Genomic DNA, 14,528 nt, shown 5'->3' with positions numbered 1-14,528 from the left:
TGTTGTCTATAGTGCGGGTAAGTCATCACCAACGGTGCGGCTGCGCTCGATGCCTAACATATCAAGTAGGTTATCGGCGGCCCCCGCGTAGCGTACGGCAGCATCCCACGCGTCATAGCGTGCGGTTATGGTGGCGCTATCGGCCTGAAAAACGTCCTGTTCAATGCTCAGCAAATCGTTCAGGCTGCGCTTGCTGAGGCGATATTCATCGCGATAAACCCGGCGAGCCAGTTCGGCGGTGGCCGACTGCGCTTCCCCAGCCTGCTGGCGAATCTGGGCACCGGTGAGATCGGCCCAGGCGGTCGCGGCGCGCTGGTTCATGTCCAGCTTGCTCGCTTCAACCTGAGCCTGAGCGCTTGCCCGGTCCCCTTCTGCGGCATCTACGCGAGCACTGACCGCGCCGCCCTGGTAGAGTGGCGCATCCACCACCAACTGCACCTGATCGTCCCAGTAGTTGCTTTGATCGTTTTCATAGCGCGTCCGCCCGGCCTGCACCGAGATGGTCGGCCAATGCTGGGCCTGCGCCTGACGAATACGCTGCTCCGCCGCCAACTGCTTAGACTGGGCGCTATGCACCGCATTGCTGCGTTCATACGGAAGGGAGTTAACGGAAAATTTTTGCTTCATCAGATCTTCAGGGAGATCCGGCAGGTTGTCAGACACTACCCCCGTCAGCACGCTTAGCGCCGCCTGTGCGGTGCGTTTCTGCGCCTCAAACTGGGCAACCGTGGCGTTCATGCCAGCGATACGCGACTCCGCCTGTAGCACGTCGGACTGCGAGCTCAGGCCAGCCTGGGCCCGCAGTTTCGCCATCTCCTGAATCGCCTGAAGCGACTGGATATTATTGCGTGCGACCTGCGCCAGCGCCTGATAGCGCTTGACCTGCAGATAGGTTTGCAGCGTTTGCGTGCCAACCTCATTGAGGGCGCTGTATAGCTCGAAACGCCATGCGTCGGAGAGGTTGTACTGCTCATCAATACTGCCGCCGGTTTTACCAAAATCGTACAGCAGCTGTTTTAGCGAAACGCCGCCAGAACCGTTGTTATTCAACGATCCGGCGGAGTCAGTACGGTGCGATCGCCCCATGTTGCCCTGCAAGGAGATCTGCGGGAACCAGGCGCTTTTCGCTTCATCAAGATTCGCCCGGCCTACGCGGATCTGCGCGGAGGCCTGGGCAATTTTTGGGTTGCGGGCAAACGCCCGCAGTATCGCTTCCTTAATGGTCAGCTGAGCCTGAAGCTGTTCGCTTGGGGCCGATTGCCACCGATATTGTCCTTCGTTACCGGGAGCCGCCAACAGATTAGCCATCGGTAACATCATTAACAGTAGAGATACGGCACGTTTCATTTTTCCACCTTAGGATTGCCCGTGGTGATATTGTTGATTGCCCGCCTCGTCCCTGAGGTGTTAATTCCCGTTAGACCATGTTGACATGCAGTCCATGCTGAATAAGGACATCGCTAAGCGTATTGGATTGCGAACTGTTGTGATAAACGTCGAACATCACGCCGTTCACTTCACGCTGTTCGGTAATCGCCCAGGTATCCGTCGCGCCGTGTTTCAGGTTGATCTGGTCGCCGTCGCTGCCTTTGATCAGCAGGTCGTCTTCCGGTTTATCGGTGATCGTCAGCGCTTCGTTAACATCCAGCGTGATGCTGTTATTCCCGGATTTGCCCAGATCGATAACTTCAATGTTGTGAACTTTCCCCGCCAGTTCGATGAGGTTCAGGATGATATTGGAGCCATCCAGCACCAAGGTGTCCGTCCCCGCGCCGCCGTCGATTTCGGTAAAGCCCAGCGATGAGAGATGGATGGTGTCGTTACCGGTGCCGCCATGTACCGTATCGCCGGTCTGCGTGGTGCCGTCGGCAAGGTCGACGCTCAGGCCGCCAATGGTGTAGGTGGTCTCCGTGGTTGTGGTATCTGTGGTGGTGGCCGTCTCATGAGTGGCGGCGGTGGTGGTCGTGGTGTTCGAACTGTCCGAACTTGTCTGCGAACTGTTGTCCGAATCTTCGTTGGCACTGGCGGCAAGCACGGAGAAGCTGGCCGCTTCCGTCATCAACGTTGAAGTACCCGGTGGTGGTGTGATGGTTGGGTTTCCGCCGCCAAGACCAACATTCAGATAGGCCATATTGCCCGCCGAATCTGCCGCAGAAAGGTAAACAATCGTGCTCAGCGAGAGGATTTTCACCAGATCCAAACCGAGATTAAGATCGGTACTCCATGTTCCGTCGGCTTTAACCGTCGCGCTTCCGAAAGCCAAATTCGCCAGGTTAATGTTAACGAGCGATCCTGCCTCAAGGTTATGCGATGTGCCGCTGAGGGTCAGAATGGCCGGTTTGGTTAACCCTAATGAACCCAATAGCCCACCGACAAGCCCAAGAAGGCCATTGATTACCCCAGATAGCACTGGCGTCAGGCCCAGATCTGGCTGGGTCAACTTCACGGCAACGTCGGTTGATTTCGTGTCGGTATTACCTACCCGGTCGGTGACGGAATAGGTAATGGTGGCGGTATTCCCCTGCAACGCTTTTAGCACGGTATTGCTGATGGAGGCCGTCCATGTGCCGTTGCTGTTCACCGTCCCGTTAAACGAAGCTCCTCCTACGGTCACCGTCACCACCGAACCAGCAGTGGCATTCGTAATCGTTCCGCTAATGAGCTGCCCGCCATTCGCTTCGTTGATATTCAGTTTGCCATCACCAAACAGCGTGGATACCGAGATAGTTGGCGTATGGAGAATAACATTCAACGCACTCGTATCGCTGGCCACTTTACCTGCGGAGTTAGTGACCGACACGCTAACGCTTTGCTGACCATCGCTCAGGCCCGTCAGCGCGCTGGACGGAACCGATACTGCCCAGGTACCGTCCGCCGCCACGGTGGCAAAATAGCTAACACCGGCCACCAGCACTTTTACCTGCGAACCGATGGCATTCTGGCTGATACCCGAAATGGTCTGTGCAACCTTCGATTCCGCGCTGTTCAACCCGCCATTCAGCACGCCCCCCACCAGGTTATCGCCGAACAGCGAGGTGATCGTGACGGAAGGCGTCGCCTGAATCGCAACGGTAACCTGCTGAGAGTCCGAGGCGACGTTGCCTGCTGCATCGGTCATCGTCACGCTGACCTTCAGGCCTGAGATATCCTGCAGATTCTGCAATGAGGCAGCCGATAGCGTTATTTGCCACAGTCCGTTGGCGCCGATGGTCGCCGGAATATTCAGCGCCCCGACACTGACCATAATTTGCGTGCCCACGGCCACATTGCTGCTGGTGCCGGATAAAACAGGGTTGGTCAGCAGATCGATAAGATCCAACGTCCCATCGCCAAACAGCGTGTTCAGGTGCAGCGACGGCACCGCCTGTACGATCGCGTTTACCGTTTTACTGCCGGTCACCGTATTGTTCACGGCATCAACCACCGATGCGGTAACGTTGAATACGCCGTCTTTAATCTGCGAAAGCGTTCCCGCTGGCAGCGATAACGTCCAGTTGCCGCCACTGAGATCGGCCAGATAATCGGTACCGTTTACCGTTACCTTGACCTTATTCACGCCATCCGCCAGACCGGTCACCGTTCCGGAGATAGTCTGCGCCGCAATGGCTTCTGCATGGTTAAGATAGCCGTCGTTGCCGAACAGCGAGGTGATCGCGACGACCGGCAGGTTTTTCAGCCCAATGGTAATGTTAGGCCCCAACGTGGTTAAGCTATTACCATCCGGCGTAGTCACGGTGATGCTGGTAACAAATAGCCCATCCGACAGGCTGGCAAGAACGCTCGGCGACAGGTTGATCGTAAACCCACCCGAACTGGTGCTGACGACGCCGTTAAAGATTTTCGTTCCAAAGGACACTTGGACCGTTGAACCTATCGGCGCATTGCCAATCGTACCGACGATCGTCTGGTTCGACTGCGACTCAAGAAGATTCAGCAGATTGTCACCAAACAGCGTCATGTTTTGCAGGACCGGAGCAACCAGATCCAGCTTAATCGACCCGGTCTGACTCGCGGTATTACCGTACTGATCGGCCGCCGTAATCGTAATGCCCACATTCCCTGTCCCCAGCCCCTGCAAAGCCGCTTTTACCGTATCCGGTATATTCACCGACCAATGTCCAGTACCGTCTACGTTGGTCGTAAACGCCGTGGTAGAACCAACCTGGATGGTCAGGGTTTTGCCCGCAAGATTGGTCGCCGTCCCGCTGAGGAGCGCGCCCGCCAGTTCAGGAATGCTCAATATGCCGTTGCTGAATAGCGTGTCGAGAGAGATTGCCGGCAGATTATGGGTGACCACATTAAAGCTGGCGCTGGTGTTAATCACGTTGCCCGACGTATCGGTAATCGTCACGCCGACCGTCGCCATCCCATCCGGAAGGGCTTTGAGTACGTTGGTTGGCAGCGAAGCCGTCCAGTTCCCGAGCGCATCCACCGTCGCCTGTATCGTCTGACCACCAAGGTTAAGCACCAACGTCTTGACGTTCGCAGCCTGGCTGACCACCCCGGAAATGAGCTGATCAGAGCCGCTTTCCACCAGGTTAATGACGTTATCCTTCGTCACCAGAACGTTACTGATTGCCGGGAGATTAGCTATCGCCAGATTTACCGTAGTGGTGCCAAAGGTTGTATTACCATAGCTGTCGGTCACATCTACGCGCAGCGCTAGCGTATTCGCCATCAGACCCGTCCAGATAGAAGGCGGCAACTCAATGGAATAGGTCCCATCCGCTGCAACAGAGATATCTTTGACGGTATAAATCCCCGCAATGGTCAGTGAGACCTTCGCCCCAAGAGCGTTCCCTGTAATTTTCCCGGTCAGCGTTTGCGTCGCCAGCGATTCGGCCAGATTCACCAGGTTATCATCAGTCACCTTATTGAATACAACGCCCAGACTCGGGTTAAGCTCGATATTCAACGACACATTTTTGGTGGTGGTATTGCCGGCCGCATCGGTAGTACTAACCGCTATCGACAATGGTCCATCGCCTAATGACTTGAGTAATGACGCATCCAACGTCACCTTCCAGTTTCCGAGGGCGTCCACCGTACCGCTCAAATGCGTCGTTAAAAAATCAACGTTAACGCTGTTTCCCTTATCCCCCGTCCCTTGTAGCACAATACCTGTACCGATATTTAGCGTCGTCAGCACGGCTGGTAGCCCCGCCGCCACGCTTAGCACAGGGGCAATGCTGTCAACGATGATGGTTTGCGTTTTCTCGGTGGTATTGCCTGCGGCATCGCTGATACTGGCCTTAATTTCGTAAGATCCATTGCCCAGCGCGGCCATGTCATTTGTCGGCACGTTCACCGACCATTTCCCCCCAATCACCAACGCAGAATAGCTTCGCCCATTCAACGTAATGCTCACCCGACTACCTTCCATGTCGGATAACCCGCTGATGGCCTGCACCATCGCTTTTTCAGTGATATTTACCAGGCCATCCGCGGCGAACGGATCCAGGCTTAATGCAGGCAGAATACGGTCAACAATCACCGTTTGGGTGCTGGCAGGTCCCACAATACCAGGGCTTGTAACGGTGATGGTGTAACTACCATCGGCAGAAAACAGCCCGCTGGGCAGAGATAGATTCCAGGTCCCATCGCTATTCACCGGGACATTAGAGTAGATCGTAGATGTAGTTAACTGTGCATCCACAATAACAATCTCTAAAAGTGCACCGAGCGGAAGGTTCAGCGCACGGCCAGAAATAGACACATTGCCAATTGAAAGCTCATTGGCGTTGAGGTAGTTATCCCCCGCTATCAAATCCATGCTGATCGACGGCAATGTCGCCGTGAGGTTAAGCGTCAGTGACCCAGCATCCGCCGCCGTGGTGGAGTTTCCCGCGAGGTCAGTTCCTTTAACCGTTATTGCCCCGTTGGCAAGAAGCGCCATCTGCGCTGGCGTGAGCTGGAGAGACCAACTGCCATCTGCCTGTACCGTGGTGGTGAATATATTATTAGGACCGCCGAAGGTGACGGTAATAGTGTCCCCCTTCTGCAGATGCGTAGAAGTACCACTAATTATTTGATTAGATAGGCTTTCTGCATAAGTCAGCGTGTTATCACCCGCGAACAACTTCGTCACGCTGATCGTCGGTTGATCCAGCAGCAGCGTAACCGTAGCGCTGGCGGTACTGGTGTTGTGGACACCGTCATCAAGTGACACGGTGATATTCTGTAAACCACGTTCGGAAATACCTAGCCAGTCAGTGTCAGTAAGAACCAATTTCCAGTCCTTACCCGTCACCTCGGCATCAAACGTATGCGAGCCGATTGTTACCTTCACGCTGGCACCAACCGGATACGGCGACGAGAATGATCCTGTTAGCGTAGTGCCGTTGGACGCCTCAGTGGCATTGACGTAGCCATCGCCAAAAATTGGCGATGTAATCGTGACCGACGGCGCAGTCAATGCGACCTGGTAAGGTGTTTTAACGGTGGTGCTATTACCGTACTGATCCTGAGCGTAGATAACTATCTGATGCTCGCCTGGAGAGAGAGATTGCAATGCACCTGCAGGTAAAGCGACCGTCCAGGTACCGTTAGAATTAACATTTGCCGTATAAAGCACGCCGTTAACATCAACCTTAACCGTAACATACTGGTTAGCCCCTACAGTGCCAGTCGAACCGGTTAGCGTTGCTGCACTCGCGGCCTCTTTGATATTAATGAAACCATCACCGAATGGATCGCTGACTGTTGGAGAAGGCAATGCGCTATGAACTGTGACGGTCGTCAGAGCGGATGTGTCGCTATTTCCAGCACGATCGATCACCTTCACGGAGAAGTCCAGAGACGCCAGATTGTTCATCGCGGCCAGATCTGTTTGCGGGATGGTGACCGACCAGTTGCCGTTAGCATCTACCTTACCTGTCGTATAAAGCTTTCCGCCTAACGTCAACTCGACGCTCTGGCCGGCGCCGGTGACGCCGGTACTCCCTTTAATGATTTGGTCCGTCTGGGTTTCAGCGTAGTTAATAACACCATCACCAAACGGAGTGAGGTAATTTGCCACCGGGAGCGAATGGGTAAGCACTTCAAAACTCCCCTGCCCGGAGATCTGGTTACCCGCAATATCGGTCACGGTCACGTTAACCTGCAGCACGCCGTCCGGCAGCGCCTTAAGATCCGCACTCGACATTGGCAATGACCAGGTGCCATTACTCAATACCTGAGCGGCAACCGCCGGCCCGTTATTGATGCTGACCACCACCGATTTCACCAGCGTAGAATCGATATTAAGCGCGCCGGTCAGAGAGTCTGGGGCGTTCGTTTCAACCGCGTTTAATATCCCATTAGTAAACGGCTGAGTCAGCGTTGGGGGGGAGAGTGGATCGGTATAGATCTGCACGCTGAGAACATCAGGAGTGGCTTTATTCCCCGCCCTGTCCCCTATCGCAAGCGTCAGTTGGTGATAGCCATCAGGAATACCGTTCAGCTGTGATGGTGTCAGAACTACCGTCCAGTTGCCGTTAATATCGACGGTCCCCGTGAACTCCTGCGAGTTATCCAGGGTAATTTTAACGGTTTGTCCGACTCCTGATTGCCCAGTTTTACCGGTTAGCGTTATCCCAGCGTTTGCCTCCGCCTGGCTTAAAATATTATCAGTACCGAAGACACTGCCCGGAAGTTTAGCCTGAGGCACTCCCAGCACCACATCCAGATTACTGTGTGCCGTGGCCGGGTTCCCCCAGGCGTCGTTAGCGGTAACCGTGACGTCCAACTGACCGCTGGTTTTCAACTCCCCTGGCGTGACGGCCACTGTCCAGGTATTGCCAGTAACCGTGCCATAAAATTTATCAGAGCCAATAGTTACCGTGACCTGAGTACCCGTAGTCAGGCCGTTGGCCGAACCTTTCAGGGTTGTGCCCGCTACAGCCTCAGCGAGGCTAACAATATTATCGGTAAACATGCTATCCAGAGTGATGGTCGGCCCACCGCTCGTCTTAACACTCACCGTGACGGTATTCGTAGCCTCGTTACCTGCCGCATCGGCGCTTTTGAACACAAGCGTTGCCGATGCCGGGAGTGATTGTAGGTCGGCCGACAGCAACGTCATCTGCCAATTACCCTGGCTGTCAACAAGCGCTGAGATGACTCGGTTGTTGATCGTAAGCGACACGGTCTCGCCCGCCGTTCCTGTGCCGCGAATGATTTGATCGACCGCCGCCTCGGCAATATTGAGAGCGTGATCGGCGAATACCGAACTCGCCACATCTACGATAAGCGTTGGTGCGCTGGTATCCACGGTAATGCTGTGCGTTGTGCCGGCAGGGTTCTGCGCAGCATCCACTGCACTAGCACTAATGCTATAAGACGTCTCTGACAGGGCCAGCACATCAGTTTGAGGAACCGTGAGGCTCCAGTTGCCATTTTTATCTACGGTGGCGGTGTAAAGCTTGGTGTTCAACGTCACCGACACCACCGAACCAGTAGCTAGCCCCGTCGATGTACCGCTAATGACTAGCGGAGTTGTGTGCTCAAGGGCGTTAATCACATCATCTTGCGCCACTGTGTTGATAACGATTGTCGGCTGTGATGCCGGCTGGGCAACAAAGGTGACGGTGTGTTCACCCGACGCAATATTCCCGGCAAGATCGCTGACCGACACGCTAATCACCTGCGCGCCGTCAGCGACGCTGGCCAAATTAGCCTGGAGAACGGTGTATGACCACGTGCCGTCAGCCTGCACCTTCGCGAAGTAGGTCTGACCGCCAAAAATAATCTTCACATCCCGACCCTGCTCAACGTTCAGTGTGGTACCGCTGATGATGAGATCGCTGCCGGCTTCAGCTTTATTGACGTAATCGTCGGTCGAGATTTTGTTTACCTGAATCTTCGGCGCATTGAGCGGTGACGCATCCAGCGTGAAGCTTGACGATGTCGTCGTGCTGTTACCCGCATAGTCTGTGGCCGTCACCTTCACCGTGACCGGGCCATCCGGCACGCCAGAAAGTGCGCCAGCAGGCAGCATAATGCTCCAGGTACCGTTCGATTGGAGTATCGCATCATAGCTTTGGCCATTTACCAGTACGACAAGCGTCAGCACGTGCTTCGAGTCATACGTCCCCGTTCCGCTAATCGTCAGCGGGCCCGCGGCTTCAATGCTGTTGACAATGTTATCGTCGGTGACCGAGTAAACGCCAACCGTTGGTGCACTCTTATCTACCACCAGCGGAACAGATGCGGTGTTCTGATTACCGACGGCGTCAGTGACGCTAACGTTCACCGTATGATCGCCGTTGCCTAATGCCGCCAACTGCCCCGGCGTCAGCGCCAGCGTCCAGTTACCGTTTGCATCAACGACGGCGTTCAGCGGAGTACCATTATCCAGGGTGATAGTAACCGTCTGCCCTGCCCCCTTGATGCCGGTAGTGCCGCTCAGGCTTCCGCCGACCAGCGCTTCGGCGGCATTAATTACGCCATCGCCAAACGGCAAGTGAATCGCGGGTTGCGGCAGCGTGTGGGTTATGATCGTAAACTGATGCTCGCTGGAGACGGCGTTGCCATCCACATCCAGCGCCGAGACGGTGATCGTCGTGGTTCCATCTGCAATCGCTGCCGCAGCCTGCTGCGGCACCGTTGTCGACCACTCACCCGTTGCGGAAACCGTGGCGGTGTACTGCACGCCGTTAATGGTTATCGTCACCACACCATTTTCTGGAATTCGTGATGAGAGGCCACTAATCGTCAGGCCGTCGGCAATATTCGCCACCCCAATTTTATCGATTCCTTCAACAGGGTGGATGCTAATTGCACTGCGATCGGTATCAACGTTGAAACTCTCACTAACCGATTGAGAAACGTTGCCAGCCAGATCCGTTACGACAACCTGAACGGTGTGAGGACCTTTGCTCATCCCTTGAAGTATTAAATTAGATACGAACACTGACCAACTGCCGTCCAGACCAACAGTCACATCATCAAGAAGAGTGCCGTTGAAGATGACCGAAACCTTAGCGCCAGGATCTGCTGGTACCGTTTTCCCGGTGAGCGTAATACCCGTGATAATCTCCGCAACATCAACGATGTTATCTTGCGTTACAGGGTCAATAACGACGTTTGGCGCCACGGTATCCACCGTGACGGTATGGCTAACCGTGGTGGTGTTACCGGCGATATCCTGCGCCGTTACGGTAAAGGTCGTCGCACCATTAGGTAAGGTTGACAGCACACTTGCGTCGATCGGAATTTCCCAACGACCGTTAACGTTATTAAAAGTGGCTATATAGTTTTGATTATTTATTTTTGCATAAACGGATAGCACATCCGGTAAAGCGCTTACTTCCAGCAAGATGCCAGCGCTAACATTATTGCTGCCCAAAAGGTCGGTAGCGTTAACCGGGGAAACCGTTAATATCGGTGGAGTTTTATCCACGATAAATGAATCCGGAGTGGACCCGGAATTCCCCGCAATGTCTGAGTAGATAAATCTTATATCGTTAGAGCCATCAGCCAGGTTTTCCATCGCCCCCTTCGGCAGCACGATAGACCACGAGCCATCAGCCAACACGGTGCCAACATATTGTTGCCCGTTCAGTATAGCGACTATCTTTTGCCCGGCCCCGGTAACTCCGGTCTTCCCAGTGAGGGTTTGATCCTGAGACGACGCAACGAGGTTAAGAATGCCATTATTATCAAAAAGTGGATCCACTTTAAAATTAAACTGGGAATGAATAGCCACCACAAAAGTATGGCTATCCACCACCTGTACACCATTAACTTCCGCTGTAGCCGTCAGCGTTTGCGGCCCATCCGGCATTGTTATCAGTAAGTCCCCCGGTATCACATCTGTCTGCCAGGAGCCATCAGCTCCAACTTTGGCAATATAGTCGCCCCCATTAAGGTGGACAGTGATAATCGTTCCCTGCGGCAGCCCTGCGCTGGTCCCTCGAACCGTCAAGCCGCTATCAGCTTCACTGACGTTCAGATAATCATCACTAGCAATGATACCAATGGACAGCGCATCATTATTGGTATCAACCGTGAAACCGGCAGTAACCGTTTTACTTTGCCCGTAGCCGTCCGTAATGCTGACCGTCAGGTTTTGCGCACCATCCGCCAATTTCTGCAACTCTGCGGCCGGGAGGGTGACCTGCCAGTCTCCAGACGCGTTAGTGACTGTCGAGTAACTTTTACCGTTCAGCACCACCGTCACGGTACTATTAGCCTCTGCGTTCGACCCGCCTCGCAGGATCTGATCGGCTTTCACTTCTGCGGCATCAAGCACGTTACCATCGGTGAAAGCCTGCACCGTGACCGTCAACGGCGCGGTTTTGACGCTGACCGTCTGCGTTACCGTAGTGGTATTTCCCGCGGCATCGGTTAGCGTGGCCACCAGTGGATAATTGCCAGCGCCAAGCTGGCCGAGGTCCTGTGATGGCAGCAACACCCGCCAGGAACCATCTTCCCCAATGAACGTGGTGTAGGTTTTTCCATTGAGCGTCACCGTCACGGTTTGCCAGCGCTCGTTAACCGACCCCATACCACTCAGCGTTTGATTTTGCGTGAGCTCAGTACCGTTGAGTTTCCCATCCCCCGTCAGTGGCAGGATCGTCAAAGGTGGCGCAACGGTATCTACAGTAACAGTTTGAGATGCAGCGCTGGTGTTGCCAGAGGCATCGCTGGCATTCACCGTAACGGTCAGCACGCCGTCTGCCAGTTTCTGCAAATCACCGGCAGGAATGGTGACCTTCCACGTACCGTCGCCATCCACCGTTGCCGAATAGGGTTTGCCACCGAGCTGAACGGTAACCGATTGGCCAGGGCCTGATACGCCGGTATTACCGCTGAGAATCTGATCGCTCTTCTGTTCGGTCGCATTGAGATAATCATCGCTAAACAGTGGGTTAATCACCAAATCCGGCACATGATGTATCTGCACGTTCAGGGTGTGCTGATCCGTTGCCGTATCGGTATTCAGGGTTGCCGTCGCCGTGATAACGTTAGGCCCATCTTTCAGAGCAACAAGATCGCTTGACGGGATAGTCACACTCCAGTTACCCGCAGCATCAATATTGCTCACGGTATAAGTCTTACCGTTTACCGTCACGATAATCGCAACACCAGGAGCAAATGCCGTCACCACGCCTCGCACAACAAGCGGCTGCTCAGCTTCATGAACATTCAGGTAGTCATCAGTAGACAGAATCGCGATGGCAATGGCGGGCTGGGCGGTGTCAATGGTGATCTCTGCGGTACCGTCCGTGGATATTCCCTGATCATCGTTCACTTTTGCAGTAATGGTGTATTGAGGATCTTTTAACTTCCCAAGATCCCCAGCAGCGATCGTTGTTTTCCATGAACCATCACCTAACACTTCGGCATAGTATGTTTTGCCAGCCAAGGTGATGGTCACAATATTTCCAATAGGAATATTGGCAGTATGACCGCTCAACGTTTGGTTAAGCAGGACTTCGGCACCGCTAATAACGTTGTCGCCAGTGAAGGGATCGATTGTGATTTTTGGTGTTCCGAAATTCGTATTTACCGTGGCGGTCGTGCTGGTTTCATTCCCCGCAATATCCGTAGCGGTATAGGTAATGGTATAGTCTTTCCCATCCAGCAAGAGCCCCATATCCGCTTTAGGAATAACCAACTGCCACTGCCCTTTTCCATCAGCCACCGCGGTATATTGTTTATTGTTCAGCGTGACAACTATCGTGGCTCCCGCGTCTTTCTCATCGACATAGCCACGCACAATCTTATCGGCATCATGCTGCGCCTGCGTCACCGTTCCCCCGCTGGCAAATGGCGTCAGCGTCAGTTCTGGAGGGGTGGTATCTACCGTTATCACACTCTCTTTCGTGAATGTCGAACCACCTGGCGTGGTGATGCTCACTTTGAGAGGATAGGTCCCATCCGCCAACGTTTGCAGCAGCGAGAGCGGCAACTGGGAGGTCCAGGTACCGTCAGCATTAATCGTCGTGCTCCAGGTCTGACCATTCAGGCTAATCGTCAGCGTACTGCCCGCAAACTGAGACTGAACGCTACCGCTAACGGTTTGCGCCGAGCCAATCTCCTGTTTATTAATGATGTTATCGGTCGCAACAGGAGTAATGGTTATGGTGGGTGTTGTTGGCGCTGACTGCTTATTGTCATGACTATCGCCACTGTTGCTCGCCGCTGCCGCGACGCCAATCACGCCGCCAATGGCAGCAATCCCGCCCAGTGCGGCAAGCGCAGATAGGCCGCTCGCGCCAATCAGCGAACCCAGCGCCACATCGCTGAATACAGGTACAATCGCTTCGGCAGCAATAGGCCCCGCCTCCGCCGCCGCAGGGAATACCGCATGATGGACACCCAACTGATCTTCAAAGATAAGCTCGCTATGCAACCCCTCTTCATCCAACAGGAAGAAGTTTTGGTAGCGCACCGTCGTGCCATCCTTCATATGGATAATCAAGTCATTTCCCTGACGTTCATAAGAACCCACAACGTCTGGAGAAGCATGAACGCGAACGACACTCGACTGCGTCAGATTGACAACCCGATCGCTTTCTTTTGTATATTCCATCACAAGATTACCGGTTTTCCGGTTTAATACATCGACGGCGCCTGGCAGGCTATTTGACGGGGGCATAGATTCACCTCGAAAAAATTTCGAATATGGTCATCAACCCTCGTCTATACGAGAGCTAACGCACAGTATTAAATTTGTGAAATTTATGACTTCTGCTACACACTACAACTTAAATCTCATCTAGTTGTTTTTAAAGGAAAAACAACCAATTAACATTGAAATTAAAAAACAGCAATATAAACACATATATACAATGTTCTATGTATAGGCAAATGCAAAGGTAACAAAATATTGTTATTTTTCACGATGTACAATATATATCTCAATTATCAAAAAATAAGTTAAGTATGACTAAATCAGTGATAGAAGAAAATTAATTAAAATTTAAATAATCAACACGTTAAAAATAATATTTGGAATATATATGATATATCATGTTTCTATTTTAATATTCTTTCATCGATACGTTTCTATAGCCATAAACGCAAAAACAGAGACCGTAGCTGCTGCACGGCGTCTGTTCACATTCTAGCCATATCTTCCATATCAACACCCCACCACAATCTGGGCTGGTATGCCGCATAACAAATCTGTTATACTTGCTGCCACACTATTGGGGCTGATTCTGGATTCGACGGGATTTGCGAAACCCAAGGTGCATGCCGAGGGGCGGTTGGCCTCGTAAAAAGCCGCAAAAAATAGTCGCAAACGACGAAAACTACGCTTTAGCAGCTTAATAACCTGCTCTGAGCCCTCTCTCCCTAGCTTCCGCTCTTAAGACGGGGATCAAAGAGAGGTCAAACCCAAAAGAGATCGCGTGGAAGCCCTGCCTGGGGTTGAAGCGTTAAAACTAATCAGGCTAGTCTGGTAGTGGCGTGTCTGTCCGCAGGTGCCAGGCGAATGTAAAGACTGACTAAGCATGTAGTGCCGAGGATGTAGGAATTTCGGACGCGGGTTCAACTCCCGCCAGCTCCACCAAATCATAATCCGGATACGTCCGGTG

The 14,528-nt window shown here is 53.3% G+C and carries 2 protein-coding genes and 1 other RNA gene; 1 reads left to right on the top strand and 2 read right to left on the bottom strand.

Translation table 11 applies throughout. The features are described 5' to 3' along the window. Window positions 1–6: 6 nt before the first annotated feature. Window positions 7–1,320 (bottom strand): TolC family outer membrane protein, encoded by a 1,314-nt coding sequence (locus tag HII27_RS15595; protein WP_223883236.1) that lies wholly within the window; start codon window positions 1,318–1,320, stop codon window positions 7–9. A 97-nt stretch (window positions 1,321–1,417) separates the two neighbouring features. Then, window positions 1,418–13,585, bottom strand: coding sequence for an Ig-like domain-containing protein (locus tag HII27_RS15590; RefSeq protein ID WP_223883234.1), 12,168 nt, complete (start codon window positions 13,583–13,585; stop codon window positions 1,418–1,420). Between the two features lie 555 nt (window positions 13,586–14,140). On the opposite strand from HII27_RS15590, the gene ssrA reads away from it, so the two are divergent. Then, window positions 14,141–14,503: a transfer-messenger RNA gene (gene ssrA / locus HII27_RS15585) on the top strand. The last annotated feature ends 25 nt before the right edge of the window (window positions 14,504–14,528 follow it).

Origin of the sequence: Kluyvera sichuanensis (assembly GCF_014218705.1) — a bacterium.
In the GTDB taxonomy this organism is placed as follows: domain Bacteria; phylum Pseudomonadota; class Gammaproteobacteria; order Enterobacterales; family Enterobacteriaceae; genus Kluyvera; species Kluyvera sichuanensis.
This window is presented reverse-complemented; position numbering and strand designations above follow the sequence as displayed.